Origin of the sequence: Buttiauxella ferragutiae, from assembly GCF_022637515.1 — a bacterium.
GTDB classification, from domain to species: domain Bacteria; phylum Pseudomonadota; class Gammaproteobacteria; order Enterobacterales; family Enterobacteriaceae; genus Buttiauxella; species Buttiauxella ferragutiae.
Genome location: NZ_CP093332.1, coordinates 206,729 through 232,805 on the forward strand (window position 1 = coordinate 206,729; position 26,077 = coordinate 232,805).

At 51.1% G+C, this 26,077-nt stretch carries 25 protein-coding genes; 11 read left to right on the top strand and 14 right to left on the bottom strand.

Annotated elements, in window-relative coordinates:
* Positions 1-66 precede the first annotated feature (66 nt).
* A complete protein-coding gene (gene fdhF / locus MNO13_RS00880; RefSeq protein ID WP_121814701.1) occupies positions 67-2,217 on the bottom strand; it encodes a formate dehydrogenase subunit alpha in 2,151 nt (716 codons plus the stop codon).
* A 36-nt stretch (positions 2,218-2,253) separates the two neighbouring features.
* On the bottom strand, positions 2,254-2,799 hold the full coding sequence (gene hydN, locus MNO13_RS00885) for an electron transport protein HydN (RefSeq protein WP_064542415.1): 546 nt from the start codon (positions 2,797-2,799) through the stop codon (positions 2,254-2,256).
* Between the two features lie 483 nt (positions 2,800-3,282).
* Here hydN and MNO13_RS00890 point away from each other — a divergent pair, with 483 nt between their 5' ends.
* Complete coding sequence (locus MNO13_RS00890) at positions 3,283-3,963, top strand: hypothetical protein (RefSeq protein ID WP_064542418.1); 681 nt, start codon at positions 3,283-3,285, stop codon at positions 3,961-3,963.
* A gap of 144 nt (positions 3,964-4,107) precedes the next feature.
* Here MNO13_RS00890 and hycI read toward each other — a convergent pair whose 3' ends face one another.
* The 9 genes from hycI to hycA form a co-directional block, all read right to left on the bottom strand.
* Positions 4,108-4,584: a hydrogenase maturation peptidase HycI gene (gene hycI, locus MNO13_RS00895; RefSeq protein WP_064542421.1), complete on the bottom strand. Its 477-nt coding sequence runs from the start codon at positions 4,582-4,584 to the stop codon at positions 4,108-4,110.
* Positions 4,577-4,987, bottom strand: a complete 411-nt coding sequence (locus MNO13_RS00900) for a formate hydrogenlyase maturation HycH family protein (protein WP_064542425.1) — start codon at positions 4,985-4,987, stop codon at positions 4,577-4,579. The genes hycI and MNO13_RS00900 overlap by 8 nt, the downstream gene beginning before the upstream one ends.
* Complete coding sequence (locus MNO13_RS00905; protein ID WP_121814705.1) at positions 4,987-5,751, bottom strand: NADH-quinone oxidoreductase subunit B family protein; 765 nt, start codon at positions 5,749-5,751, stop codon at positions 4,987-4,989. Before MNO13_RS00905 ends, MNO13_RS00900 begins: the two co-directional genes overlap by 1 nt.
* Positions 5,751-6,293 carry a formate hydrogenlyase complex iron-sulfur subunit gene (locus MNO13_RS00910; protein WP_064542431.1) on the bottom strand — a complete coding sequence of 181 codons (543 nt, stop codon included), beginning with the start codon at positions 6,291-6,293 and terminating at the stop codon, positions 5,751-5,753. The genes MNO13_RS00905 and MNO13_RS00910 overlap by 1 nt, the downstream gene beginning before the upstream one ends.
* Before the next feature lie 135 nt (positions 6,294-6,428).
* A complete protein-coding gene (locus MNO13_RS00915) occupies positions 6,429-8,138 on the bottom strand; it encodes a hydrogenase large subunit (protein ID WP_064542433.1) in 1,710 nt (569 codons plus the stop codon).
* A gap of 17 nt (positions 8,139-8,155) precedes the next feature.
* A complete protein-coding gene (locus tag MNO13_RS00920; RefSeq protein ID WP_064542436.1) occupies positions 8,156-9,082 on the bottom strand; it encodes a respiratory chain complex I subunit 1 family protein in 927 nt (308 codons plus the stop codon).
* Between the two features lie 10 nt (positions 9,083-9,092).
* Positions 9,093-10,901: a formate hydrogenlyase subunit 3 gene (hycC, locus tag MNO13_RS00925; protein WP_241939430.1), complete on the bottom strand. Its 1,809-nt coding sequence runs from the start codon at positions 10,899-10,901 to the stop codon at positions 9,093-9,095.
* Positions 10,898-11,503 carry a 4Fe-4S dicluster domain-containing protein gene (locus MNO13_RS00930; protein WP_064542565.1) on the bottom strand — a complete coding sequence of 202 codons (606 nt, stop codon included), beginning with the start codon at positions 11,501-11,503 and terminating at the stop codon, positions 10,898-10,900. The genes hycC and MNO13_RS00930 overlap by 4 nt, the downstream gene beginning before the upstream one ends.
* Before the next feature lie 81 nt (positions 11,504-11,584).
* The gene (gene hycA, locus MNO13_RS00935) at positions 11,585-12,040 is read right to left on the bottom strand and encodes a formate hydrogenlyase regulator HycA (RefSeq protein WP_064542442.1); all 456 of its coding nucleotides are present in this window, start codon (positions 12,038-12,040) and stop codon (positions 11,585-11,587) included.
* Between the two features lie 583 nt (positions 12,041-12,623).
* Between hycA and hypA the strand changes: the two genes are divergently transcribed.
* The 7 genes from hypA to yajD all read left to right on the top strand — a co-directional run bounded on the left by hypA (position 12,624) and on the right by yajD (position 18,945).
* Positions 12,624-12,983, top strand: coding sequence for a hydrogenase maturation nickel metallochaperone HypA (hypA, locus tag MNO13_RS00940; RefSeq protein ID WP_064542445.1), 360 nt, complete (start codon positions 12,624-12,626; stop codon positions 12,981-12,983).
* The gene (gene hypB / locus MNO13_RS00945) at positions 12,976-13,839 is read left to right on the top strand and encodes a hydrogenase nickel incorporation protein HypB (protein WP_241939431.1); all 864 of its coding nucleotides are present in this window, start codon (positions 12,976-12,978) and stop codon (positions 13,837-13,839) included. Before hypA ends, hypB begins: the two co-directional genes overlap by 8 nt.
* Positions 13,830-14,090 (top strand): HypC/HybG/HupF family hydrogenase formation chaperone, encoded by a 261-nt coding sequence (locus MNO13_RS00950; RefSeq protein ID WP_034499454.1) that lies wholly within the window; start codon positions 13,830-13,832, stop codon positions 14,088-14,090. Before hypB ends, MNO13_RS00950 begins: the two co-directional genes overlap by 10 nt.
* Entirely contained in the window at positions 14,090-15,211 is a 1,122-nt protein-coding gene (gene hypD, locus MNO13_RS00955; protein WP_241940105.1) for a hydrogenase formation protein HypD, read from the top strand. The genes MNO13_RS00950 and hypD overlap by 1 nt, the downstream gene beginning before the upstream one ends.
* Before the next feature lie 112 nt (positions 15,212-15,323).
* Entirely contained in the window at positions 15,324-16,334 is a 1,011-nt protein-coding gene (hypE, locus tag MNO13_RS00960; RefSeq protein ID WP_241939432.1) for a hydrogenase expression/formation protein HypE, read from the top strand.
* 137 nt (positions 16,335-16,471) lie between these two features.
* Positions 16,472-18,556, top strand: coding sequence for a formate hydrogenlyase transcriptional activator FlhA (flhA, locus tag MNO13_RS00965; protein ID WP_064542456.1), 2,085 nt, complete (start codon positions 16,472-16,474; stop codon positions 18,554-18,556).
* A gap of 41 nt (positions 18,557-18,597) precedes the next feature.
* Entirely contained in the window at positions 18,598-18,945 is a 348-nt protein-coding gene (gene yajD, locus MNO13_RS00970; protein ID WP_064542459.1) for an HNH nuclease YajD, read from the top strand.
* Between the two features lie 177 nt (positions 18,946-19,122).
* On the opposite strand, the gene MNO13_RS00975 is transcribed toward yajD, so the two are convergent.
* Positions 19,123-20,985 carry a methyl-accepting chemotaxis protein gene (locus MNO13_RS00975; protein WP_241939433.1) on the bottom strand — a complete coding sequence of 621 codons (1,863 nt, stop codon included), beginning with the start codon at positions 20,983-20,985 and terminating at the stop codon, positions 19,123-19,125.
* Between the two features lie 319 nt (positions 20,986-21,304).
* Positions 21,305-21,739 (bottom strand): winged helix-turn-helix domain-containing protein, encoded by a 435-nt coding sequence (locus tag MNO13_RS00980; protein WP_332879862.1) that lies wholly within the window; start codon positions 21,737-21,739, stop codon positions 21,305-21,307.
* 617 nt (positions 21,740-22,356) lie between these two features.
* Between MNO13_RS00980 and MNO13_RS00985 the strand changes: the two genes are divergently transcribed.
* On the top strand, positions 22,357-23,142 hold the full coding sequence (locus tag MNO13_RS00985; RefSeq protein ID WP_064542467.1) for a winged helix-turn-helix domain-containing protein: 786 nt from the start codon (positions 22,357-22,359) through the stop codon (positions 23,140-23,142).
* Complete coding sequence (locus MNO13_RS00990) at positions 23,132-23,605, top strand: hypothetical protein (protein WP_133522144.1); 474 nt, start codon at positions 23,132-23,134, stop codon at positions 23,603-23,605. Before MNO13_RS00985 ends, MNO13_RS00990 begins: the two co-directional genes overlap by 11 nt.
* A 3-nt stretch (positions 23,606-23,608) precedes the next feature.
* Here MNO13_RS00990 and MNO13_RS00995 read toward each other — a convergent pair whose 3' ends face one another.
* Positions 23,609-24,433, bottom strand: a complete 825-nt coding sequence (locus tag MNO13_RS00995) for a helix-turn-helix domain-containing protein (RefSeq protein WP_241939434.1) — start codon at positions 24,431-24,433, stop codon at positions 23,609-23,611.
* 238 nt (positions 24,434-24,671) lie between these two features.
* On the opposite strand from MNO13_RS00995, the gene MNO13_RS01000 reads away from it, so the two are divergent.
* Complete coding sequence (locus MNO13_RS01000) at positions 24,672-26,069, top strand: MFS transporter (RefSeq protein ID WP_241939435.1); 1,398 nt, start codon at positions 24,672-24,674, stop codon at positions 26,067-26,069.
* The last annotated feature ends 8 nt before the right edge of the window (positions 26,070-26,077 follow it).

Here is a 26,077-nt window from a genome sequence, read left to right on the forward strand (position 1 = left end):
CCACAGGAGAGGGGGAATACTCCTTCTCCCTCAGGGAGAAGGTTGGGATGAGGGTTGTTTTTACACTTAAACTTCTACAGCCTGACGCAAACGCGCTTTCATATCGCTATAGGTCGTCTGAGCGTAGTTTTCTGCCCATTGCTGGTCGGCAATCTGGCTAACGTTGACCGCGCAATACTTGGTTTCCGGTGTTTTGGAAATCGGGTCCAGGTTGTCCTGCGTTAGCTCATTACACGCACCAATCCACCATTGGTAGGTCATGTAAACGGAGCCTACGTTAATGCGCTCGTTCACTTCTGCACGGCTGATAACTTTGCCGCGACGTGAACTGACCCACACCAGTTGCTTGTCTTTAATGCCGAGCAGGTTGGCGTCTGTCGGGTTCATTTGCACAAATCCAGGTTCATCGGCCAGGGTTTGCAGCGCCGCACAGTTACCGGTCATCGAGCGGCAAGAGTAGTGGCCAACTTCACGCACGGTACACAGCACCAGCGGATATTCGGCATCTGGCACTTCGGCAGGTGCACGCCACTGCGCGGCAAAAAGCTGGCCTTTACCATTTGGTGTATCAAACTTGCTGTCTTTGTAGAGATACGGCGTGCCAGGGTGGTCAAGCGTCGGGCACGGCCACTGAACATGGCCCATTTCACCCATTTTTTCCCAGGTCACACCAAAGAACAGCGGGCAGAGTTCGCGCAGTTCGTCCCAGATTTGCTGGTTGTTGTCGTAGTGCATCGGGTAGCCCATCTCGGTTGCGAGCAGGCTGATAATTTCCCAGTCACGTTTGACGTTGTATTTCGCATCAATGGCTTTTTCAAAACGCTGGAAGCCGCGGTCCGCACAGGTGAATACGCCACCGTGTTCGCCCCAGGAAGTCGCTGGCAAAATCACATCCGCCACTTCGGCGGTTTTGGTCATAAAGATGTCCTGCACTACCACAAAATCGAGCGCTTCAAACCCTTTGCGCACCAGGCCAAGATCGGCTTCGGTCTGCAACGGGTCTTCGCCCATGATGTAATAGGCTTTCATTTCGCCTTCGATGGCCATATGCGGCACTTCGGTGATACGCACGCCGACTTTGTCGTCCATATCATCAACGTTGATGCCCCATGCTTTGGCAAATTTGGCACGAACGTCCGGGTCAACCACATCCTGATAGCCAGGGAACTGGTTCGGCAGCACGCCCATATCACACGCACCCTGCACGTTGTTTTGCCCACGTACCGGGCCAACGCCAACGTTTTCACGCCCCAGGTTACCGGTCAGCAGTGCCAGGCTTGATAAGCCTTTTACCACGTCGACTGCCTGACCAAACTGCGTCACGCCCATGCCCCACATGATGGTGGCTGAAGGAGCTGCGGCGAACGTCCGCATCGCCTGACGAACCTGATGCGCCGGTACGCCAGTCAAATGCTCAACGTCTTCTGGCGCGTAGCCTTTTACCACTTCACGGTAAGCATCCAGACCGTCAGTAAATTTCGCCACGTACTCTTTATCGTAGAGGTTCTCTTCGAGCAGCACGTAGCCAAAGGCATTCACCAGCGCCATATTACAGCCGTTTTTCAGCTGCAAATGTTGGTCTGCAATACGCGCGGTTTCGATGCGGCGCGGGTCACAAACAATAATTTTCGCGCCATTTTCTTTCGCTTTAATCACCCGACGCGCCACGATCGGGTGCGAATCGGCGCAGTTATAACCAAATACCAACAGGCATTTTGAATGTTCGATGTCGCCGATGGAGTTACTCATCGCGCCATTTCCCAGCGTCACCTGCAAACCCGCCACCGACGGCCCGTGGCAAACACGCGCACAGCAATCGACGTTGTTGGTATGCAGCACACCGCGGGCAAACTTCTGCATCACATAGTTAGTTTCGTTACCCGTTCCGCGTGACGAACCGGTCGTCATAATGGAACGCGGGCCATATTGCTCTTTAATAGCTTTCAGGCGTTTCGCGGTATAGCTAATGGCTTCATCCCAGCTAACAGGCTGGAGCTTGCCGCCTTTTTCATAACGAATCATCGGCTGCGTCAGACGCGGTGTGAGCAGTTTTGTGTCGTTGAGAAAATCCCAGCCGTAATAGCCTTTCAGGCAGAGTTCATTTTGGTTCGTCACGCCATCAGCCGCTTCGGCACGGATAATTTTATTCTTCTCAACAACCAGTTTGAGTTTGCAGCCTGCGCCACAGTAAGGGCAGACGCTGGTAATTTTTTTCATCAGTAACAGACCTGTTAAAAGTGAAGTTAAAGGGGTTTAGAAATAAATAGATGAAGTCGCATCAAACGCAGCACGGCGGCGTTTTTCGATATTCATTTGTTCAAGTTTGTTGCGATCAACGCAGATAATGGCGTTGGTTGGGCAGGCTTCCATACAGGCCGGGCCTTCTGCACGGGTGTGGCAAAGGTCGCACTTATTCGCTTCGGCTTTTTCAGCCATCACGTTAAGACCCGCGCCGCTGTTACGCACAACCGGGCGAACAACCACTTCCATCGCGCCATATGGGCAGGCAACCACACAGGTTTTGCAGCCGATGCAGCGTTCCTGCATCACATTCACAAAACCATGTTCGCGGCTGATAGCCCCGTTAGGGCAGACGTTGGCGCAAGGTGCGTCTTCGCACTGGCGGCACATCGTTGCGGTAGAAACATTCACGCCTTTAACCACGTGAATACGAGGCAGGAAAGTTTGCGGTGTTAATGCCGCGCAATCCTGTGCTTCCTGGTGGGACACGACACAGGCCACTTCGCAAGTGCGACAGCCAATACATTTGCTCGAATCAGCAATGATGAAGCGGTTCATCAGAGACTCCTGGATAGAGTGTTTTTTATAAGACTGCTTTAGGCATACATAAAGTGTGCCAACTTTGAAACTAGCGTGATTCAAGGCTTTGCGCATTGATCCGGGGTGGGATGACAGTGACATCGACACATTTGACGATGTCATTTGGGCAGATGACAGAGAGTGGATTGAGTTGCCCTCACCAGGAGATAAACGGCTTTTCCTGGCCGTTCAAACTCAGGTAATCGATAACAATGAAGTAGTGTCAATATCAAATATATTAATAATATATTTTCTTTTTTAATTAAATAGTTTTATTTGTGAGGTTTATCATTGGTTTTAATAATGACTATATAATACTTAATAACTATTTAAGTATAAAGGTAATAATATTTGTGATAGCGTGCCACCCCAAATTATTACATAAATCTCAGCCATTGAGATAACGCTGTGATCTGTTATGTATTGTTTAATTTATGCGTATGAGTCTATATAAGGGATTGGATGCCAAACATAGTAAATGCATTAATGACTTATGTCAGAAATACTAAGGGTAAATACAATTACTTTAGCCAGAGTGCTTACATGAGGAAGTACGGTTGGTCAGGTACCGATCGAACAAAGTTGGGTGGTGTGTGGACTGGAGCAACAGGGAAAAAGGATATTCAGGGCAAGGAAATATATGGATTGGGGGGGGCTTGTTATGGATTTAGCGCAGCTTACCTTATTTCACCTCCGCATTCGTGCAATGTTGAGAATTATTTTCATTTGCCAAAAACTCAGAGCATTATTCGCGGGGTTATGAATCTCCAATATCAACATTATCATGTTGCTTTGGCGTATACCTCACTTCCCAGAGAAGAAATATTTAATGAGATTGTAAGAATAGAAGGTCATATTCGTTATAGAGGTATGGTCAGACTAAGTAGAGTATCGGCATCAGCTTTGATGAATGAATTGGTAATGAATGGTAAGCATGAAATAAATATGGTTAACGCAAGCGTTGGGCATTCCGTTGCTCTGAAGATAGCCGCTCGCGATATTTGTTTCTTTGATTCTAATTTGGGTGAAATTATTTATCCAAATGATTTTGTCGGTCGTAAGAAAATGGAAGGTGCGCTACATATGGTGTTTCATTCTCAATATAGAACATACACAACCATGTCAGTCAGTAATTTTATATAAATTAATTTGATCAATGATATTTGACGTTGCATTTCTATTGGTTGGGGGACTGTTCGTCGATGTAACGTCTATTATTTAGCTCGCATCCTTCCCTGGTAAAGAGATAAAAACAGGACGTGAATGGGCATCCATGCCCAGCCGTCATTACATCTCAAAATCAGGTGCTTCTAAATCCGTGAAGCCGCCTTTACCTTCCCAGCCTGCCAGGCTCTGATACACCGTTTCCACCGCCGCTTTTATCGCGTCGGTCATTGGGTAGTAAAAACCAACAATATCAGGCTGAATGCCGAGGAAAATCACCTCGGCAACATCTTCTTTAATCTGATCGATCAAATAATTAAGTGGCATGTTGTGGGTGGTCATCATAAACATTTCGGCGATGTCATCCGGGTCGATGATACGGATTTCACCTGGGTTCAGGCCCATATCCGTGGCATCAACCAGCAGCAATCTTTGCGGGCGTAATTCACGAATCGCCACCACATCGTTTTCCGGTGCGGTGCCGCCGTCGATAACAATCCAGTCGCCTTGTGGGGCGGCCTGGCACTTTTCTGCCAGCAACGGGCCAGCACCGTCGTCACCCATCATGCTGTTGCCGACACAAAGTAAAACGTTAGTCATAGCGTCTCCGTACCATCAAATAAATGGCGGGTTCTTGTTGAATGGCTTGCAGCATATCGAGCAACGCCTGGCTCCATTCTTGCTGCTGTTCAGTTTGATTCGGTTTTGCGGCATCAAATGCTTTTGCCAACAAAACCACATGGCTCTGATCGATAACGATTTCACCGTAACGCGGCACACCTTCCATTTTGCGCCGCGCTTCGCTGCCCTCTTCAAGCGTGGCAATCCACGCTTTGTAAGGCTCAAACGAACACACTAAATTTTCTTTCAGGCAGTCGATAACGCCGAGATGGTGGCCGATTGCCAGGCTGTAATAAACCACCTGTTGCGCATCACTCGGGGTGTTGTCGTTTTCATCGACAAACTTACGGCTAAGCTGGCAAAACACCACCGACTCGCTCATTACACGCGCTCCTGCTTAACCAGTTCTTCCAGATGCGTGACGATCTCAGTCAGACGCGGATCGTTCTCATGTGCCAGCCACTGCTGAACACTGCCGCCACCGGCGGTGAGATTTTCCATATAGCTGTCAGCAATCTGGCGGCCATAGCGATAACCCGCAAGGCTGCGCGCTGCGCGGTCGATACGAACACGCAGTGGCTGAACCATATCCGGATGCAGGATTTGCGCCGGTTGTGCATCCATTTCACTGGCTTCACGGGCGTGGATTTTTTGCTCCAGCAAGCCTAGTGCCATAGCAAAACCATACAGCGTTGCCGCAGGTGTTGGCGGGCAACCTGGAATATACACGTCGACCGGGACGATTTTGTCGGTGCCACCCCAGACGCAATACAGGTCGTGGAAGATGCCGCCGCTATTACCGCATGCGCCGTAAGAAATACAGATTTTTGGGTCCGGCGCTGATTCCCAGGCACGCAGCGCGGGGGAACGCATGGCGCGAGTCACAGCGCCGGTAAACAGTAAAATATCCGCGTGACGAGGTGACGGAACCACTTTGATCCCGAAGCGTTCTGCATCGAAAAGTGGTGAAAGGGTAGCAAAAATTTCGATTTCGCAACCGTTACAGCCACCGCAGTCAACGCGGTAAACATAGGCGGAACGTTTAATCTTTTTCAGCAACGATGTTTTCATCGCGGCGATGGATTCATCCACCGTCATTGGCACTGGCATGCCGTTGTCGTCGCGTGGGCCGAGTAACATACTCATTAGCTGGCCTCTCTAATTTGGCGGCTAAGGTCGATTTGGTCGGAAGAGACCAGGCTTTGCTGGCGTTTACATTCCGGGCAGGTTTCAAACGCAGCGCGATGCGCTTCGGCAAGTTTGTCGCCGTTGTGCTCAAGCAGGGCAATGGCGTAATCAATCTCTTTTTGCACCGCGAAAGGCTTGCTGCACTGGCGGCAGTTGCACAGGTCAAAACGCGCCTGTTGCAGGAAATCGGCTTTGTTCCACACTGCCAGTTCATATTCCTGAGAAAGCTTGATGGCAGCCGTTGGGCAGACTTCTTCGCAGCGTGCGCAGAAAATGCAGCGCCCAAGGTTGAAAGTCCACGCCAGTTGGCCGGCCACCAGATCGGTTTCCACCGTTAATGCGTTGGATGGGCATGCGTTAACGCATGCCGCACAGCCAATGCATTGCTGCGGATTATGTTCCGGCTTGCCCCGGAAGTTTGGGTCCACGGCGATCGGCTGTAGCGGGTACGACTCAGTGGCCACGCCGCCTTTAATGGCTTTTTTGATGAAGTTAAACATGGTGACTCCGGTGTTTTGCTTTGGCTGTATTTGCCCTCACCCCGGCCCTCTCCCCCTGGAGAGGGGGAAAAGAAGGTTCCCTCTCCCTCAGGGAGAGGGTTAGGGTGAGGGTTGCATTAGCCAAAGGCATCTCAATCATTTCAGCGGCGAATTGGTGCGTTCAATGCTGTAGCGCTCAAGCTCTTTGTACGGCACCACTTTGGTCTTGCGCTTACGCACATCAACCACCGTCATGCGGTCGGTACAGGAGTAGCAAGGGTCAAGGCTACCGATGATAAGCGGCGCATCAGAAACAGTGTTGCCGCGCAGCATGTAGCGCAGCGTCGGCCAGTTGGCGTAAGTCGCCGCACGACAGCGCCAGCGGTACAACTTCTGGTTATCGCCGGTCATCGACCAGTGAATGTCATCGCCACGCGGCGCTTCAGAGAAGCCCAGTGCAAAACGGTTTGGAATATAGGTGAAACCGTCTACCGCCAGCGGGCCGCCAGGCAAGTTATCCAGGCCGAAATCAATCATGTTCAGCGCGGTATACACTTCGTTGATGCGTACTTTCAGGCGCGACAGAACGTCGCAGCCGGTTTCGCTGTGGACTTCCATTGGCAGCAAACCGTAACCGACAAACGGGTGATCGGCGCGAGTGTCACGGGCATGACCGCTGGCGCGAACCATTGGACCGACGTTACTGAAATCACGAGCGATTTGCGGGTCAAGACGGCCAATACCAACGGTACGCTGTTCGATGTTTGGCGTGCTCATCAGAATATCGACCAGGTCTTTCACTTCGCGGCGCATTTGCTGTGCGAGCTGGCGTGTCTGGATCATGTCGTCTTTCAACAGATCGCGACGAATCCCGCCGATCAGGTTCAGGCCGTAAGTCTTACGTGCACCGGTGAGGATTTCCGCCATTTTCATCGACATCTCACGCACGCGGAAGAACTGCATAAAGCCGGAGTCGAAGCCGACAAAGTGGCAAGCCAGGCCGAGGTTCAGCAGGTGGCTGTGCAGGCGTTCAACTTCCAGCAAAATCGCACGGATCATCTGGGCGCGTTCTGGCACCACGATACCCATCGCATTCTCGACAGACGTGGTGTACGCGGTGCTGTGGGCGAAGCCACAGATGCCACAAACGCGGTCAGACAAGAAGGTGACTTCGTTGTAGCCCATGCGGGTTTCAGCCAGTTTTTCCATGCCACGGTGAACATAGAACAGGCGGTAATCGGCATCAATGATGTTTTCGCCATCAACGAACAGGCGGAAGTGGCCCGGTTCATCGCTGGTAACGTGCAGAGGGCCAATTGGCACCACGTTGTTTTTCTTGCTGCCCAGCTCATTGATGAACTGATAGGTTTCCTGATCGCTGGTTGGGGCAGGGCGCTGACGGTAATCCATGCTGTCTTTGCGCAGCGGATACAAATCGTCTGGCCAATCATCGGGCAGCACTAAACGGCGCTCATCTGGCAGGCCAACAGGTTGCAGGCCGTACATATCACGCACTTCACGCTCGCCCCACACCGCCGCTGGCACACGCGGCGTGACGGACGGGAATTCAGGCTTGTCGGCATCGACTTCTACACGCACGGTAATCCAGCATTTCACGCCAGTTTCCATTGAAAGCACGTAATAAACCGCATAGTTGCCGCACAACTGGCGCTCATCGTTACCGAACAATACGGATAACCAGCCGCCCTGTTGGTAGTAAAGCCATTCCACCACTTCTGGCAGCATGTTGAGCTTCACGTTGACGGTGATTTGGTCTTTGGTCTGCCACGCTTCGTCGATCACCGCATGAGGAAATTGCTTATGCAAAGCGGCGAGATAGTGTTGGCCAATCTTTTCTTCAGACATAGATAAATTCTCTTAAATCACGCCGCCAGCAAGGAGACGAAGGCTAAAAAGGCAAAGCCAAAACCGGCCCAGGTAATGCGCGAAGTTTCCAGCATGCGTAAACGCGCCATGCTGTTTTCGAACAGCGCGATAATCAGCACGCCAAGCACCAGCTTAACTGCCGCCAGAACCAGCGCGATGACGAGACCGCCCCAGCTAAATTCGCTCATCTGGCCCCACGGCAGGAACACGCCAACGAACATTTGCAGCACCACCAATTGCTTGAGGGAGATACCCCATTTCAGCACCGCAAAACCCGCCCCGCTGTATTCGGTCAATGGGCCTTCCTGCAACTCTTGCTCGGCTTCTGCGAGGTCAAATGGCAGTTTGCCCATTTCGATAAACGTGGCGAAGGCACAAGCGGCGAATGCCAGAATCAGCGTTAAACTCTGCGCAGTTGGCCAGTGGTAAATGGTGGAAGCGATATTGCTGATGTGGGTGCTGCCAGCGACTTGCGCGGCAACCCACAATCCCAGAATCAGGATTGGCTCAACCAATACGCCGAGCATCGCTTCACGGCTGGCACCGATACCGGTAAACGGGCTACCGGTGTCGAGGCCTGCAATCGCGAAGAAGAAACGGGCGATGGCGAACAGGTAGATAAGGGTGATCAAATCGCCCAACGACGGCAGCGGTGAATAGAGGGTGACGACCGGCAGCGCGGTGGCAATCGTCAGCATGACGCCAACCATCACAAACGGCATCAGGCGGAACACCCAACCGGACGCGGCTGGTGCTACGCTCTGGCGGCTGAACAATTTGAACAGGTCACGATATTCCTGCATCACGCCAGGCCCGCGGCGGTTGTGCATACGGGCGCGAGTGACGCGGGTAATACCAGACAACAGCGGCGCGATAGCAAACAACACCAGCGCCTGAATCATGGGTAATAAAATGAACTTCATCTCAGGCTCCTTAAGCGCAAACCGCAACCAGCAACACCGCCAGCTCAATCATCGCCAGGCGACGGAACGTACCGGCAAGGCAATCACACTGCCAGCCAGGCACCCATTTCACCGGGTTCAGGGTTTTGCGCAGTTTCAGCAGTGGCGCGAACGCCGCTTTCACTGGTTGAGCAAAACCACCCGCAGTAATCACCATCGCTTGTTCGTGGTCGTAGCCACAAACCCAGGCCGTGCCGCGCGAACGGTTTGGCAGGCGATCGCCACGGAAAATCACCATCAAAATCAATGGCAGCAGTGGGCTGGCAATCAGCAACAGGGTGATCATCGGTTGTGAAACGGTGGTATTTGCGGTTTGCAGCGGCAGCGGAATAGCGTTCTGCAACAGCGGAATCAGCCATGGCGCAGCAACACCGGCAATCACACAACAGGCGGCCAGTGCAGCCACACTCAGGTTCATCAAGAACGGTGCAGATGTGGCGTTTTCAGCTTCCGGTGTGCGCGGTGCGCCCAGGAAGGTAACGCCATAAACTTTCGCCATACACATCACTGCCAGCGCGCCAGTAATCGCCAGGCCTACAGCCAGCAACGGGCCTAAGAAGCGAGCGATAAACAGCGGCAAGGTGCCGAGGTGGAAGAACGACTGGTAAATCACCCATTCGCCAGCAAAACCGTTGAGCGGAGGCAGAGCAGCCATCGCCATCAGGCCAATCAGCATGGCGATGGAAATCAGCGGCATACGCTTGCCAATCCCGCCCAGTTTTTCGATGTCGCGATGGCCAGTGCGGAACCAGACTGCGCCAGCGCCGAGGAACAACGTGGTTTTGAATACGCTATGGTTGAACAGGTGATACAAGCCACCAATCATGCCCAGCGCAACCAGCGTGGATTCGTTCAGCGCCAGACCCATCAGGCCAACGCCGAGGCCGAGCAGAATAATGCCGATGTTTTCCAGCGAGTGGTAAGCCAGCAGGCGGTTGATATTGTGTTCCATCAGCGCGTACAGGCCGCCGATAAACGCTGTAATCATCCCCAGAATCACCACCAGAATGCCCCACCACAGCGGAATCACGTTGCTGATCAGTGAGAAACTCATAATGCCGAACAAACCAATTTTCAGCACCACTGCAGAAAACAGCGCCGCAGCAGGAGCAGACGCATTGGCGTGTGCCTGAGGCACCCAGCCGTGCAGCGGGATAATGCCTGCCAGTAGGCCAAAACCAACCAGACCCAGCAACCAGACGACGGAGCTGATTGGCGCGCCATTGGTCAACAAATGCAGTTCGACGTAGCTCAGCGTGCCGTACTGTTCCCACAGCATCCAACACGCGATGGCTAGTAGCACGGTGCCGAGGCGGCCCAGCGCAAACCACAGCTGCCCGGATTTCTGGCAGCCCGTCAGGAAGTAGCCGCTGAGTGCGACGATTTCTGCCAGCACCACTAACATGCCGAGGTTATCAGCCACCAGTGCCGCAACCGCCGCAGCCATCACCAGGTTCACCAGCAAGCCATTGGCTTTGACTGCCTGATGGCGATGCCAGTCGATATTAAACAGCGAGATAAACAGACCTGGCAGACCCAACGTCACCAGCCAGATGCCGTTAAAGGCGTTGAGCTGTAAATGCAGTTGCCAGACTTGTGCCATACCGCTAAAACCGGTTAAGGCATCGAAACCGGCAATCAGCACCAGCACCGAACTGATAGCTCCGCCAATCCCGGCGATAAAACCGCTCAGCGGTTTATTAAATGCCGTGATTCCTGCCAGCACTGCGCTTAGCACAAATCCCATTAGTGCCCAATGAATCAGGATAAATGCACTCATTTTTTTACCTCAGGCTGGGTAAACAGGGTGAGATCGCCAAGCGTGGTGCTCAGGGTCAATTCACGTTTGCGTTTGCTTGATTTGGCAATGTCGTTGTTATCAACCACGCGCAGCGCTTTAGTTGGGCAGGTGCGCACGCACGCCGGGCCATCTTCGTCGAAACTGCACAAGTCGCATTTCACGGCGATAGCGCGGATGCCCGGCACCCAGTCGATAAGCGTGCTGACACGCGCAGGGGCTGGCGGTGCAGGAGGCGCTTTCGGGCTGTTGGCATTAGCCGGGATATGAATTGGGCGACTGCCGGAGAATTCGATAGAACCGAATGGGCAGGCGATAGCGCACAGTTTGCAACTGACGCACAGGCTTTCATTAAGCTGTACTGCGCCATCAACGCGTTTAATGGCATTTACCGGACAGACGCCAGCACAAGGCGCATCTTCACAGTGATGGCACATTTGCGGCGCGGAATCATTCGCGTCACGCATCACTTTCAGGCGTGGCATGGATTGCAGGCCGTGCAGGCGGTGCGTTTCAGAGCAAGCCGCCTCGCAGGTATGGCAACCCATGCAGAGTTTGGAGTCGGCGATTATAAAGCGATTCATCATTTTCATCATTTTCATCATTTTTGACGAAATAGTGCCGACGGCTGCCGTTTCGACAGTTTTCGACACCCCGCATGACTATCAAGCCTGAGAGCTTTGTTGCAGTTGGCCCATCGACACAGGCGTGTCGCTGTGAACTGCGCTGTACAGGCTTTCGTATACCGGATGGATTTTTTCGAGGTAATGCTCGAGCACATCGTCGCGACTACGGTTGCTGATGGTGCTATCGATACGGCCTTCGTCATCAAGGATTGCTTTAGCAATCAACACTCTGTCTTCGCCGTTACGCTTCTCGACGTAGTACTCGATGGTGTGGCTGTTGAAGCCTTCTGCCAGGCGGACGTGAATGACGAAATGGTCAAATAAGAAGAAGCGCAGTGAATCATCAGGGTTGCATCCCACGGCGTGATGCAGTTTGGCCTTAGAAAGGGTGATGCCCTGAATCAAGCTATTGCAGTAATGTTGCCACTGCGTGAGCAAGCGTTGGTGCTTGTCGGCAATGTATTCGGCTTTTTCGCTCAGTTCCCAAATGTTCATTATTAAATCACTCTGTTTTTGCTGTTGCGTCTACAGAGCACGTTTCGTGCCAACATTGTATCTTTTTGAAATTATTGATTTTTGTATTAATTGCGAGTGAGTAACCACAGGATTGACATGTCATTTCGACATGTTTGACGGGGGAATGTCAGCATTGTTTATGCTGAGTAAGGTGGTGTTCCGTTCACCCGGGAGATCTCAGGTCCTTCATATATCTGCGAACGGTGAACGTGCCAGGTGGCTCACGCCAGCCCCCTGGCAACCCCGGCGCCCGGTGATTAAATTGCCGCTGCGCGGTAAACCCCAGCTTATCCCCAACGTTCAGGGTCGTTCGCGACTCGCTCCCGGCGATCGCTCTCTTTCGCTGCTCCCGGCAGCTCAGCCCTGACTTATGGGTAACGCTGGGGCAATTTATACCGGGACTCAAGGTCAAAACCGGTTCGGCTTTTGACGTTCACCGTTTCGGTAAGTTCAGGGATCGGTAAACTTTCAGTGAACGGAATAAATTCGGTCTGTCAGAGAAATGGATATAAACCCTGGCATCATCCTTGCATTACCTCCCCCCAGATACCCCGGAGGCAACATGCACGAAATCACTCTCTGCCAACGCGCACTGGAACTCATCGAAGCTCAAGCCCGCCAACACGGCGCGACACGTGTCACCGCCGTCTGGCTGGAAGTGGGTGCTTTCTCCTGCGTTGAACAAAGCGCGCTGGAGTTCTGTTTCGAACTGGTGTGCCGCGACACCCTCGCTGAAGGTTGCCAGCTTCATATCCATCAGCAAGAAGCGGAATGCTGGTGCTATGACTGCCAGCAGCACATCACCTTGTTAACCCAGCTAGTCCGGCGTTGTCCGTTGTGCGAGGGCAGCAATTTACGCATCGTTGCCGATGATGGCGTGCAGATTAAGCGTCTGGAAGTAGAGGAGACGAATCATGTGTAGTACTTGTGGTTGCGCTGAAGGCAACCTGTATATAGAAGGCGACGAGCGCAACCCGCATTCTGGATTCCGTAGCGCACCTTTCGCGCCAGCCGCACGGGCTTTAACGCCAATCACTGGAGTTAAATTTGCCCCCTCCGCCGATGAACAAGGCGACCTGCATTATGGCCATGGTGCCGCAGGCACTCACGCGCCAGGCATGACTCAACGCCGGATGCTGGAAATCGAACTCAACGTGCTGGATAAAAATAACCAGCTCGCCATCTATAACCGCGAACAGTTCGCGAAACAGCAGCAACTGGTGCTGAACCTGGTTTCCAGCCCCGGCTCCGGTAAAACAACACTGTTGACGGAAAGCCTGAAACGCCTGATTGGCCGTGTACCTTGCGCGGTGATTGAAGGCGACCAGCAAACCGTAAACGATGCCGAACGCATTCGCGCCACCGGCACGCCAGCGATTCAGGTGAACACCGGTAAAGGCTGCCACCTTGATGCGCAGATGATCCGCGACGCCATGCAACGCCTGCCGCTTGAGCGCAACGGCATTCTGTTTATCGAAAACGTCGGCAACCTGGTGTGTCCGGCGAGTTTTGATTTGGGTGAGCGCCATAAAGTAGCGGTGCTTTCGGTGACCGAAGGCGAAGACAAACCGCTGAAATACCCGCATATGTTTGCCGCCTCTTCATTAATGCTACTCAACAAAATCGACCTGTTGCCATATTTGCAGTTCGATGTTGAGAAGTGCCTCGACTACGCTCGCCAGGTGAACCCGAATATTGAAATCCTGCTGGTTTCTGCAACGAGCGGTGAAGGTATGGACGAATGGCTGAACTGGCTGGAGACACAGCGATGTGCATAGGCATTCCGGGTCAAATCGTCGAACGCTTGCCGGATGGCAGCGCCAAAGTCGACGTCTGCGGCATCAAGCGTGATGTCAACCTGATGCTGGTGGGCGACGCCCAAATCGGCCAGTGGGTGCTGGTGCATGTCGGTTTTGCGATGGCGATTATTGATGAAGCCGAAGCTCGTGACACGCTCGATGCGCTGCAAAACATGTTTGAAGTGGAACCCGATGTCGGCGGCCTGTTGTTTGGGGAAGAACGCGGATGATGCATTTTGTTGATGAATACCGCGCGCCAGAAAAAGTCATGCAGTTGATAGACGTACTGCGTGAGCGTGCGCCTAAGCTGGCCTACACCGCACAACGCCCGCTGCGCATTATGGAAGTGTGCGGTGGGCATACTCACGCCATCTTTAAGTTTGGCCTCGATCAACTGCTGCCGGAAAACATTGAGTTTATCCACGGGCCGGGTTGCCCGGTTTGCGTGTTACCGATGGGCCGTATTGACGCATGTATCGAAATCGCCAGCCATCCCGAAGTGATTTTTTGTACCTTTGGCGACGCTATGCGCGTGCCGGGCAAAAATGGCTCACTGATGCAGGCCAAAGCTCGTGGTGCAGATGTGCGCGTGGTGTATTCGCCAATGGACGCCCTGGCGATGGCGAGCCAGAACCCGGAGCGTAAAGTGGTGTTCTTCGGCCTCGGTTTTGAAACCACCATGCCGACCACGGCTATCACCCTGCAACAAGCCAAAACGCAGGGCATCAACAATTTTTACTTTTTCTGCCAGCATATAACGCTGATTCCTACACTGCGCAGTCTGCTGGATCAGCCCGACAACGGCATTGATGCTTTCCTGGCACCAGGCCATGTCAGCATGGTCATAGGCACAGAAGCCTATGACTTTATTGCCACTCAACATCATCGCCCGCTGGTGGTTGCCGGTTTTGAACCGCTCGACTTGCTGCAAGGCGTGGTGATGCTGGTGGAGCAGAAAATCCATCAGCACAGCAAAGTGGAAAACCAATACAAACGTGTGGTGCCGGATGCGGGTAATAACCTTGCGCAGCAGGCGATTGCCGAAGTATTTACTGTGCGCGGTGATGCCGAATGGCGCGGGCTTGGCACTATCAGTGATTCTGGTGTTCAACTGACAGAAGGTTATCGCCAGTTTGATGCCGAAGACCATTTCAAACCCGCACCGCAGCAGGTTTACGACGACCCGCTCGCCCGTTGTGGTGATGTGCTCACCGGGCGTTGCAAACCGCACCAGTGCCCAATGTTTGGCAAAACCTGTAACCCGCAAAATGCCTTTGGCGCGTTGATGGTGTCATCCGAAGGCGCATGTGCCGCGTGGTATCAGTATCGCGGTCAGGAGTGCGAAGCATAAATTCTTTTCGTTGGATGACGCTAACGCTTATCCAACCTACAAAAACGAGTCCAATGTAGGTCGGATAAGCGTTAGCGCCATCCGACATAGCCATCCGACACAGGTAAAAATCATGAAAACAATCGAATTAGCCCATGGCAGTGGCGGACAGGCAATGCAAAAGTTGATCGCCGACTTGTTTATGCAGGCGTTTGATAACCCATGGCTGGCAGAACAAGAAGACCAGGCGCGATTACCGCTCGCTGAGTTAACCGCCAGCGGCGACCGCTTAGCCTTTTCGACCGACAGCTACGTTATCGACCCATTGTTTTTCCCCGGCGGTGATATCGGCAAGTTAGCCATTTGCGGAACCGCGAATGACGTTGCCGTCAGCGGCGCGACCCCGCGCTGGTTATCGTGCGGGTTTATCCTTGAAGAAGGTTTGCCGATTGAAACCCTGGAACGCGTGGTCACCAGTATGGCGGCAACCGCCAAAGCGGCGGGTATCGCAGTAGTAACTGGTGACACCAAAGTCGTGCAGCGCGGCGCGGCAGACAAGCTGTTTATTAACACTGCGGGCATCGGTGCCATTCCTGCCGGGCTAAGCTGGGGCGCACAACACATTAGCGCAGGCGATGTGTTAATCGTTAGCGGAACATTGGGCGACCACGGAGCGACTATCCTTAACTTGCGGGAATCGTTGGGTTTAGAAGGTGCGTTGATGAGTGACTGCGCGGTGTTGACTCCGTTAATCGCGCCCTTGTTGAATATTGCGGGTGTGAAAGCGCTGCGTGATGCGACGCGCGGTGGCGTAAATGCGGTGCTGCATGAGTTTGCTGCCTCAAGCGGGTGCGGCATGGAAATCACCGAAAGCCAGTTACCTCTGAACCCTGCGGTACGTGGTGTGTGTGAATTACTTGGCCTTGATGCGTTGAATTTTGCTAATGAAGGCAAACTGGTCATTGCGGTACAACGTGAATCTGCCGACGCGGTGCTGGCTGCGTTACGAGCGCACCCATTAGGCCAGGACGCGGCTATTATTGGTGATGTCGTCGAGCGCAAAGGCGTGCGAGTCGCCGGTCTTTATGGCGTAAAACGGACACTCGATTTGCCACATTCAGAGCCGCTACCACGGATTTGTTGACCTAAGCCAGGAACGCCGAGTGCCGTCCTGGCTACACTTGAGCGGTTTCATAATACAAATCGCCGGCGTTTGATTTCGTAGGGTGGATAAGCGCCAGCGTCATCCACCGCCTCCGCACTACCAATTGGATAAGCAAAATGCCATACACACCGATGAGCGATCTCGGGCAACAGGGTTTATTTGATATAACGCGCACCCTGTTGCAGCAACCTGATCTCCCGGCGCTTGCCCACTGCCTGACACAAATGGCAAAGCAGGGCGCACTGGCGGACAGAGTGAATATTCTGCTTTACCATCCGTTGCATCAGCGTGTGGCCTTTTATGGCCTGGATATACACGGCAAAGAACTGCATTACGAAGATGAAATGGTGCTGGCTAATGGGCCCGTGCGGCGTGTACTGTCGCGCCCGGAAGCGCTGATTTGTACCGAAGAAGAATTTAACGACACCTGGCCGCAGGTGATGAACCTTGAGCTGTATGCGCCATTTAGTCGCTATTGCCTGCTGCCTCTGGCGGCTGAAGGTAAAATCTTTGGCGGCTGCGAGTTTATTCGTAATAACGACGCCCCCTGGACCGACAAAGAACTTAATCGCCTGCATACGCTGGCGCAAGTGGTTGGGCTGGTGGCAGAACAAATCCAGTCGCGGCTCGATTCCAGCCACGATTACCAACAACTGTGCCGCGAACGTGATGACTACCGAATCCTGGTAGCGGTGACCAACGCGGTCTTGTCGAAGCTCGATCTCGATGAACTGATCAGCGAAATCGCCAACGAAATTCATCACTATTTCTCGATAGATTCCATCAGCATCGTTTTGCGCGGCAACCGCAAAGACCGCCTGACCGTCTACTCCACGCATTTCGTGAAAGAGCAGTCGTCTATCCACGACCAGAGCGATGTGGCACTGGCGGGTACGCTTTCCGAACGCGTATTCAAAAGCGGTGAAATGCTGCTTTTGAATCTGCATCACGGTGACCAACTCGCGCCGTATGAGCGCATGCTGTTTGAAATGTGGGGCAACCAAATCCAGACTTTGTGCCTGCTGCCGCTGACCTTTGGCAACAACATGCTGGGTGTGCTGAAGCTGGCGCAATGCGAGGCAGGGGTCTTTACCCCGCAAAACCTTAAACTGCTGCGCCAGATTGCTGAGCGTATTGCCATTGCGGTGGACAACGCGCTGGCGTACCAGGAAATCAATCGCTTAAAAGAAAATCTCGTCGACGAAAACCTCTACCTCACCGAGCAAATCAATAATGTCGCCAGTGATTTTGGCGAGATTATTGGCCGCAGCGACGTGATGTCCAACGTGCTCAAACAAGTTGAAATGGTGGCGAAAAGCGACAGTACGGTGCTAATCCTCGGTGAAACTGGCACCGGTAAAGAGCTGATTGCCCGGGCGATTCATAACCTCAGCGAGCGTAACAGCCGCCGCATGGTGAAAATTAACTGTGCGGCGATGCCTGCCGGATTACTGGAAAGCGACCTGTTCGGCCATGAACGTGGTGCGTTTACTGGTGCTAACACGCAGCGTATCGGGCGTTTTGAACTGGCCGACAAAAGCTCGATGTTCCTTGATGAAGTCGGTGATATGCCGCTCGAACTGCAGCCTAAACTGTTGCGTGTGTTGCAAGAGCAGGAATTTGAGCGGCTGGGTAGCAACAAAGTTCAGCAGGTGGACGTACGCTTAATTGCCGCGACCAACCGCAACCTCAAAGAGATGGTGGTCGAGCGCGAATTCCGTAGTGACCTTTATTATCGCCTGAACGTGTTCCCCATTACGCTGCCGCCGCTGCGTGAGCGCCCGGAAGACATTCCGCTATTGGTGAAATCTTTCACCTTTAAAATCGCTCATCGTATGAACCGTAATATCGACAGTATTCCGGCTGAAACTTTACGTACGTTAAGCCGTATGGACTGGCCGGGCAACGTTCGTGAACTGGAAAATGTCATTGAACGTGCGGTGCTGCTGACTCGCGGCAATGTGCTGCACCTTTCTTTACCGGAAATGGATTACATCCAGCCGGAAGAAAAACCAGCGCGTCTGGTGGCGAGCGAAGAAATTCGTGAAGGGGAAGATGAGGCGCAGAGAATTTTGCGTGTGCTAAAAGAGACCAACGGTGTAGTTGCTGGCCCGCGTGGTGCGGCACAACGGCTGGGGCTAAAACGCACCACCTTGCTTTCGCGCATGAAACGCTTGGGGATTGATAAAGAGGGAATATAAACTAGTTATAACCCTACATTATTTACCAGGTAACCTTAACCATGGCACTGATCCCAAAAAACTACACGCGGCTGGAAAGTGGCTACCGTGAGAAAGCGTTAAAAATTTACCCGTGGGTATGCGGGCGTTGCTCGCGTGAGTTTGTCTATTCAAACCTGCGCGAACTGACGGTTCACCATATCGACCATGACCACACTAATAACCCGGAAGATGGCAGTAACTGGGAGCTATTGTGCCTGTATTGTCACGACCACGAGCACTCGAAATACACCGAAGCCGACCAATACGGCACCACGGTAGTTGCCGGTGAAGACGCGCAAAAAGACGTTGGCGAAGCGACGTACAACCCGTTCGCTGATTTGAAGTCGCTGTTGAATAAGAAGAAATAATTGGCGGATGAACCGGTTTTTTCGGATGACGCTGCTGTATGAGCTACGGTTCGATTATGACTTTGTAGGGAGGATAAGCGTTAGCGTCATCCACCATTTACGCCAGTTGTGTCATTAGTCAGAAAGGGCGGTTTCCCGCCCTTTATTTCTCTGGTGTTGGCACAATAAAAACAAACTTTAAAATTCTATCCAGCTATCTCTATTGTTGAGCGCAGCTGTTCTGGTTGGCATTGCAGTGACTAAGTTGTGAGTAGATGGACGAGCGGTTGTTGTCTCACCCTGGTTTTTTGAAACCCTAAATATCGACACCACTTTTTCAAGTTGTACTGCTTGTTCTTCAAGTGAGCTGGCGGCAGCCGAAGATTCTTCAACCAGCGCCGCATTTTGCTGCGTGGTGGTATCCATTTCCGCCATTGCCTGCGCAATCTGCGAAATCCCCCGGCTCTGCTCATCAGTGGCTGCGGCAATTTCGCTCATGATGTCTCTCACCTGGATAACTGACGTTTCGATGTTGTCCATCGCCACCCCAGCACCTTCCACCAGGCGGAAACCTGAATCGACATAAGAAACGGATTCGTGAATTAACGATTCAATCTCTTTTGCCGACTGCGCACTTCGCTGTGCCAGGTTGCGTACTTCACCAGCGACCACGGCAAAACCTTTCCCCTGATCCCCAGCTCGCGCCGCTTCAACCGCCGCATTCAGCGCCAGAATATTAGTCTGGAAGGCGATGCTATTAATCACGGTCGTGATTTCAGAAATACGGTGCGAGCTGCTTTGCACGTTTTTCATGGTGTCGATAACCATCTTCGAAATCTGGCTTCCCTCATTGGCTTTTTGCGAGGCGGATTCCGCTAACTGGCGGGCATGCTTAGCATTTTCAGCGTTCAGGGCGACGGTAGAAGTCAGTTCTTCCATACTGGCGGCGGTTTCCACCACCGCTGCGGATTGCTGCTCAGTGCGTGAAGATAAATCCATATTTCCTGCGGCAATTTCCGAAGACGAACGAGCGACGCTATCGACGCCATCGCGTACGTTATGCAGGATATCCTTCAGATTATTATTCATCGTCGACACCGCCTGCATCAGCAAACCAAGTTCATCACCGCGCTGGCTTTCCAGTGTGCCGGTGAGGTCACCTTTGGCGATTTGCTCGGCGACTAACAGAGTTTGGTTAAGCGGGCGGGTGATCGAACGGGTGATCGCCAGCGCTATCAATACACCTGCCAATACCCCAATCAGAGCAACGAGTGACATTTCCCACTCAGATGTCGCAACCACTTTTTCAGCTTTCAACTGCTGGAGATCGAACAGCACATTAATCGCGCGGGTAAGCTCCACCGCCCGGTCAGTGAGCTGTGCGGAAAGTGTATTTTGTTGTGTCCACGCTGCAAGATACGCAGGCAGCTCAGTGACATAGCCCTGTGCTTCAGCGATACCCGCCTGTACCCATGTTTGCTCAGATGCGGGTAGCAAAGGAAGCAATTGCTCGGCATGGGCAATGCCTGCGGTTAAGCGTGTTTGTAAAATCTCTCGCGATTTCTCAGTGGGTAGGGTTTTGTAATCATTTAACATCGAGTCGATGTCATTAAATATAAAGCCCAGTTGAGCTACTTGAGTGCGTTGTTCTGCTGGCAGCGTTTGGCTGCGGCTGAGTTTGTCTGCCATAACAGACTTTTTATACAGATCTTTTGAATCCAGACGTTCTTCATCACGCTTCGTTTGGTTCAGCGCATTAATAAATGGAGGGGTGCTGACCAGGTAACTTTTCACCGCACTTTCTGTTTTCAGCACGGCATCCATACTGTCTGGTGCCCAACTCAATTTTTTCAGTTGGGTAACCGTTTCTGCCAGTTGATTTAATGCTTTGCTGTTTTGATCAAGGTAATGAACACCATGGGTATATTGGTAATTGGTTCGGCTTAACCGTGCCGCAATCAGGTTCTTATTTAACTCAACAGTTAAGGCACTTTTGCTTATTTTATCCTGGACGTTTCGCAGACCCAGCATCCCAGTCATCACGATAATAATTGTGATCACAAAAACAACAGCAAACCCTAAGCTGAGTTTTCTGCTGACTTTTAAATTTGAAAATGTATTCGTTATACTCATATTTTATCCAGTAATGGCCCCAGAGCCTTTGGTGAGCGTTGTTATATAAAGATTGCTATCATTCTAAAAATACAAGTGGTAATACCTTTTATAAATACCCTCACCGGCAACTGAATTTCGAACGGAGAGGTTGCAAAACCAGTTACCAGTGAAGATATTTATAAAAAAAAGGGCCCTGAGTATTTCCATAGTCAGGGCAAAAGCATCCTACGTTGGTCGCACTTACTCAAGGTACGACCTTATGGTATTAATCCTTTTCTTTCCCAGAGGTAAGGGTGAGATCACTTAATTTGTAATAAATGGGTATGACATCAATGTGATTTATTATATAGCCACTCCCTTTCATATTTTGAATGAAATCACCGGGTAACCCCAGCAGATGTAGCTTTTTATTAAGATTGTTTAATACCTGCCATAAACGTTGCGTTGATGGAATAAGGTTATTTTCTTCCCAGACATTCTTGAGTAATTCATCTTTGGTCACTTTCTTATGGCGCGCATGAAGCAACAGATAAATAAATAGCTGTAGCATGGTTTCATTAAAGAAAATCGAGCCAAAAATAAAATTACGTTCTGTACTGCTAGAAGGAAGGCGATACAACCTTCCATTATCAATATCGAAATGGATTTCTTTGCCGATCATAAATCCATGCAATTGATAGTCCATATTTTTCATGCTCATATAAAATAAATCCGACTGTGGCACCCTTGCTCGTGTTCATTTCCTATAAGCCCTACTGTTTATACGGATGGATTATATGACTCCGGTGAATACTTACAACTCATGGGTAAGCAGAGTAGTCCATCGTCACATTCTGGCTTTTTATGGAATTTAGCTTCGTTGTAATTTGAATTACAGGAATAAAATATCGCAAATGGAATGAATGTCGTTTTTTAAATCTAAAATATCATCATTATCTTATGGCTCAAGTTATAATATCGAATTCATTGATATATATAGAATATTGTTCTGCTTAAAAAGTTAATGGACTGTTTTAGAAATCTATTTCAGCGCATCACTCGCTATGTGGCGTGGTGAAATTATTCCTTAACCCTGAAGGGGTAATCTCTGAACCGCTCGTTTTTGAGATGGCATCAGCATAGCGATTTCCTCCGCAAGGAGGAGTGATTTTATATGATTTATACTTAGTCAGAAGTCTGCTCACACAGAGAGTGGCTACGGATGCTGTTCCTTTAATGGATTGATTTTAAGAGGAAAAAATCTGAATAAGATTTTTTTCCAGGGAAACTCATGCAAAAGGCTTTATTGACCGAATAGGTTGTGGCGAGGATGACAACATGAACACCGTCTTTTTAATCAATGAAACCGTGCTGTTTGACCCGGACGAACACAGCCTGCGGCCGATGGATGGGCAGCCTGGCAGCAAAGTGGTTATCCACACGCCAGCAAGTGAATGCTTATTGCTTTTGCTTCGCCACAACCAACAGGTATTAACGCAGAGATTTCTCTTTGAGCAAGTGTGGGAAAAGCACGGTGCGGTGGTCACCACTAATGCGCTCTATCAAAGTATCGCATCGCTAAGAAAAGGGCTTCAGTCAGCGGGGCTTGCGGAAAACATCATTAAAACCGTACCAAAAATGGGGTTTAAATCAATTGCCACGCTACGTGAGGGAACAATAACTGACTTTATTACGCCTGTGGAGGCTACCGTTTTATCGCCCGCGCCTAAAGTTGAACAGCCGGGCGTTCAGCCTCACAACCTTGCTGCGCGCCACTATTCACGCTGGGCGTATCTGGCTGCTGGAGTGGCATTTATTATTTCCTGCGGTGTGCTTTATCACCAACAGTCGGGCGGTGAATCCCACTATTCCGATTACAGCTATATAGGGCAGGTCAACGGTTGTGCTCTTTATTCCTCCTGGTCTGGCGAGGAGAAAAGTCTGCATACTTTTAAGTTGTTGGATAAACGTTATCCCCTTGCCTGTGAGTCTGGCGGTGTCGCTTATTTGACCCTTAACCGTTCTCTGCAGGGTTTGTCGGTACTGCTGTGTAACCGAAAAATTGAATACAGTAATGCAGAATGCCAATCCTACATATTCAGGAAAGATCGCTATGAAGCCTAAAAAAAGGGGAATGTGTTGGGTGTTGATTATTGTATTGATTGCGTTGCCATTACTCTTTGCCTGGTACCAGTCTTACAAACGCGATCACTTTTCCTGTGATGCGACTGCGACCATTATTGGCGAAAATATCGTCTATGAAATGCTGACCCATTTTACCTTTGAAAACGGAAAGGGAGTTTACACGTCGCTTGGGCAACTTCATGAAAAAGGAAAGCCTGAGTTGAATACCAATAACCACTTCACTTTTAAATACTGGCATCAGGATGACAATATCATCATGATTTCGACAGAAAGCAGTGGCGTTGAGAATTTATTTGGCCAGTATTTCCCGCAAACACCGGACTTCTTCCTATACCGTGAACGCGGTATTAGCCTGCAAGTTGAACGTGAAAATGTCTCAAGTTATTTGTTTAGTTACGATGGTACACCGCTGTTTTATTGTATGCAGGCAAAGCAGAAATGAGCCTCAGTCCGAATTTATATGCACCTTACAATAACGCCGCTTCCAGGCGGCGGGTGTTAATCCCATTTTTTTACGAAACACCTTCCTGAAATAACTCACATCCTGAAATCCGCAACGTTCGGCGACTTCGCTCAATGAGCAGGAGTCGGTAATCAGCATTTTTTCAGCGCACAACACGCGCTGGCGATGAATGGCATCGGTAATGGTTAGCTGAAAAGTCTGGCGATAAACGCGGCCAAGATAATCCGCATTACAATGTAGCTGGCTGGCAAGTGTTGAGGTGGAAACTGGCAAATGAAATTGGGTGCGAATTAACTGCTGTGCTTTGTAGGCAAGGGCCGCGCCACTGTTATCGACCTGTATACTGTCGTGCGCCGCCACGGAAAGTTGCTGCATGATCAGCAATAAAATTAATTCCAGTGCGCTGCTGCGCGTCATGGACTCTTGTTCGCTTAAAAACTGACGGAATAACGAAATAACGTATTGGGGATTAAGAACTTGCCCGTGTTGGGGTAACGAGATTAACGATGCCGGAAAATCTGTTTTTTTGTCACACTGCGGAGTGAGTTCAAAATGAAGCCAGTAGAATTTTAAGTCTGCCGGGAAGGTTCCTGTGCCGACGTGTTTTCGATGTGGCCAAAGTAATAAACTCTCACCTTCTCTGACGCTAAACAGCGTGTCATCCTCACGGATCGTAAGTGTCCCTTTTTCTACGAAAATTAATTCCCATGAGTCCAGTTCACGTTGCGGATGGCTGCCGATGCCACGCGAAATAAACAAGCCGCCATTTTGCACTGAAATGGGTAAAGATATTTTTAAATCAAACAATTAGATTTTCCTTTAATCCATTCACACTGCGGCAGTGTAGATAAAATAAACTGCCCGATGGGATTGTTAACGGCGTTTGGCGATCTCCTTCACAGTTTTATCTTCAGGTCGGAATTGTCATCTTTTTATACTTTGTTATCGCCTTGTTGGTATTGAAATTGAATGCAAAATTATTCGGGTACTTTGCAAATACAAAAAATAATAACTCCAGACTTCTTACCCGATGCGAGGCTTTATCATGACCTCTACCGCTATAGATAATATTGCTACTTCGGCGTTAAACGGCAGGCTCTCCATACGCGAGAAAATAGGTTACGGATTAGGTGATGCGGGTGGTACCGTTATTACCTGTCTTATCATGAATTTCCTGACCTTTTTCTACACCGATGTTTTTGGTTTAACTCCCGCTATTGTCGGCACGCTGTTTATCGCACTGCGTGTTTTTGACGCTATTTCCGATCCGTTAATGGGCATTCTGGCTGACCGAACACAAAGTCGCTTTGGCCGCTTCCGTCCGTGGCAGTTATGGGTTGCGGTGCCAATTGGCGTGATCGGTGTGTTGACGTTCACCGTGCCCGATCTCAGTTACAACATGAAAATCCTCTGGGCTTTCGGCACTTATCTTTTACTTTCCGTCAGTTACACCGCCATTAACGTACCGTATTGCGCACTGATCAACACCATGACGACGCGCCACGACGAGGTGATTTCCTGCCAGTCCTGGCGTTTTGTATTGTGCGGCGTGGCGGGTTTTTTGGTGTCGGTTGGCTTGCCGTGGCTGGTGGAAATCATCGGCCAGGGTAATGCCGCCAAAGGTTACCAGATGGGTGTCGGCATTTTGTGCGCAGTGGCGGTGGTGATGTTCCTGTGCTGCTTCTTCTGGGTGCGCGAACGGGTGCCGTTGGCGTTAATGGGCAAGTTCACGCTGCGCGAACACCTGGCGGGCTTGCGCAAAAACGACCAGTTATTGTTGAGTCTGGTGATGTCATTCTTGCTGATCAACGTCTTTAACCTGCGCGGCGGCGGCTACATGTACTTCATCACTTACGTGCTGCAAGGCAGCGCCGGTTTTGCCTCGTTGTTCTTCACCATGGTGACCTTCGCCTCGATTCTGGGTGCGGTGATTGTCAACCCGCTGGCGAAGCGGTTCGATACCGTCAAACTCTATTACTACACCAACCTGGTGCTGGCGGTACTTGCCGTTGGCATGTGGCTGTTGCCCACTGGCGCGGCGTTCCAGACGTTATGGCTGGTGGTAATATTGGCCAACGGCGTGATCCTCGGCTTTACGCTGCCATTGCACTTTTCCATCATGGCGTTTGCCGATGACTACGGCGAATGGAAAACCGGCGTGCGCTCATCGGGTATGAACTTCGCCTTCAATCTGTTCTTCATCAAATTAGCCTGGGCCGCCAGTGCTGGAATCATCAGCCTGGTGTTTATTTTCGTGGCGTATCAGCCTGGCCCTGAACACCAAACGGCGGCGTCGCTCTCCGGCATTACGGCGCTGGAAACCCTGCTGCCAGCCGTATTCCATTTGTTACTGGCTATGGCTATTCGCCGTTGCCGCCTGAATAACCCGATGATGGCGCAGATTTCCACTGACTTACGTCAGCGCCATGTCCAGACCGCCTGAGGAGTTGT

Bases quoted from the DNA above. Each gene is read 5' to 3' on its own strand.
- MNO13_RS00920 (WP_064542436.1), bottom strand. From the start codon at position 9,082: ATGAAGTTCATTTTATTACCCATGATTCAGGCGCTGGTGTTGTTTGCT.
- MNO13_RS01000 (WP_241939435.1), top strand. From the start codon at position 24,672: ATGACCTCTACCGCTATAGATAATATTGCTACTTCGGCGTTAAACGGC.
- hycI (WP_064542421.1), bottom strand. From the start codon at position 4,584: ATGACTAACGTTTTACTTTGTGTCGGCAACAGCATGATGGGTGACGAC.
- hycC (WP_241939430.1), bottom strand. From the start codon at position 10,901: ATGAGTGCATTTATCCTGATTCATTGGGCACTAATGGGATTTGTGCTA.
- hypB (WP_241939431.1), top strand. From the start codon at position 12,976: ATGTGTAGTACTTGTGGTTGCGCTGAAGGCAACCTGTATATAGAAGGC.
- hypA (WP_064542445.1), top strand. From the start codon at position 12,624: ATGCACGAAATCACTCTCTGCCAACGCGCACTGGAACTCATCGAAGCT.
- MNO13_RS00890 (WP_064542418.1), top strand. From the start codon at position 3,283: ATGCCAAACATAGTAAATGCATTAATGACTTATGTCAGAAATACTAAG.
- MNO13_RS00930 (WP_064542565.1), bottom strand. From the start codon at position 11,503: ATGAATCGCTTTATAATCGCCGACTCCAAACTCTGCATGGGTTGCCAT.
- fdhF (WP_121814701.1), bottom strand. From the start codon at position 2,217: ATGAAAAAAATTACCAGCGTCTGCCCTTACTGTGGCGCAGGCTGCAAA.
- MNO13_RS00985 (WP_064542467.1), top strand. From the start codon at position 22,357: ATGAACACCGTCTTTTTAATCAATGAAACCGTGCTGTTTGACCCGGAC.
- hydN (WP_064542415.1), bottom strand. From the start codon at position 2,799: ATGAACCGCTTCATCATTGCTGATTCGAGCAAATGTATTGGCTGTCGC.
- MNO13_RS00905 (WP_121814705.1), bottom strand. From the start codon at position 5,751: ATGAGTATGTTACTCGGCCCACGCGACGACAACGGCATGCCAGTGCCA.
- MNO13_RS00915 (WP_064542433.1), bottom strand. From the start codon at position 8,138: ATGTCTGAAGAAAAGATTGGCCAACACTATCTCGCCGCTTTGCATAAG.
- MNO13_RS00900 (WP_064542425.1), bottom strand. From the start codon at position 4,987: ATGAGCGAGTCGGTGGTGTTTTGCCAGCTTAGCCGTAAGTTTGTCGAT.
- hypD (WP_241940105.1), top strand. From the start codon at position 14,090: ATGCATTTTGTTGATGAATACCGCGCGCCAGAAAAAGTCATGCAGTTG.
- flhA (WP_064542456.1), top strand. From the start codon at position 16,472: ATGCCATACACACCGATGAGCGATCTCGGGCAACAGGGTTTATTTGAT.
- yajD (WP_064542459.1), top strand. From the start codon at position 18,598: ATGGCACTGATCCCAAAAAACTACACGCGGCTGGAAAGTGGCTACCGT.
- hycA (WP_064542442.1), bottom strand. From the start codon at position 12,040: ATGAACATTTGGGAACTGAGCGAAAAAGCCGAATACATTGCCGACAAG.
- MNO13_RS00990 (WP_133522144.1), top strand. From the start codon at position 23,132: ATGAAGCCTAAAAAAAGGGGAATGTGTTGGGTGTTGATTATTGTATTG.
- MNO13_RS00980 (WP_332879862.1), bottom strand. From the start codon at position 21,739: ATGAGCATGAAAAATATGGACTATCAATTGCATGGATTTATGATCGGC.
- MNO13_RS00950 (WP_034499454.1), top strand. From the start codon at position 13,830: ATGTGCATAGGCATTCCGGGTCAAATCGTCGAACGCTTGCCGGATGGC.
- MNO13_RS00910 (WP_064542431.1), bottom strand. From the start codon at position 6,293: ATGTTTAACTTCATCAAAAAAGCCATTAAAGGCGGCGTGGCCACTGAG.
- hypE (WP_241939432.1), top strand. From the start codon at position 15,324: ATGAAAACAATCGAATTAGCCCATGGCAGTGGCGGACAGGCAATGCAA.